Source organism: Vogesella mureinivorans (assembly GCF_007644035.1).
GTDB lineage: Bacteria > Pseudomonadota > Gammaproteobacteria > Burkholderiales > Chromobacteriaceae > Vogesella > Vogesella mureinivorans.
The window spans coordinates 1-290 of the sequence record NZ_VMTV02000756.1; the positions used below are offsets into that span (position 1 = coordinate 1).

Below are 290 nucleotides of genomic sequence, written 5' to 3' on the forward strand. Positions count from 1 at the left end.
CGCTCGAATGGTAGCGATGAAAGCCGCAACAGATAATGCGGGTACATTAATCGATGAATTACAATTAGTGTATAACAAAGCTCGCCAAGCAAGCATTACAAATGAATTAAACGAAATTGTTGCGGGTGCCGCAGCAATTTAATGGAGAACAGGTAATGGCAACAGGAAAAATTGTACAGATTATCGGTGCGGTAATCGACGTTGAATTCCCGCAAGATGCAGTACCAAAAGTATATGATGCCTTAAAAGTTGAATCGGGTTTAACCCTTGAGGTTCAACAACAATTAGGT

General features: G+C 40.7%; 2 protein-coding genes. Both read left to right on the forward strand.

Annotated elements, in window-relative coordinates:
• The coding region (locus tag FLQ44_RS18080) for a F0F1 ATP synthase subunit gamma (RefSeq protein ID WP_206208968.1) at positions 1–142 on the forward strand (142 nt) is incomplete at its 5' end.
• Positions 143–155: 13 nt separating this feature from the next.
• Positions 156–290 (forward strand): hypothetical protein (locus FLQ44_RS18085; RefSeq protein ID WP_147695485.1); only part of this gene is annotated, 135 nt, incomplete at its 3' end.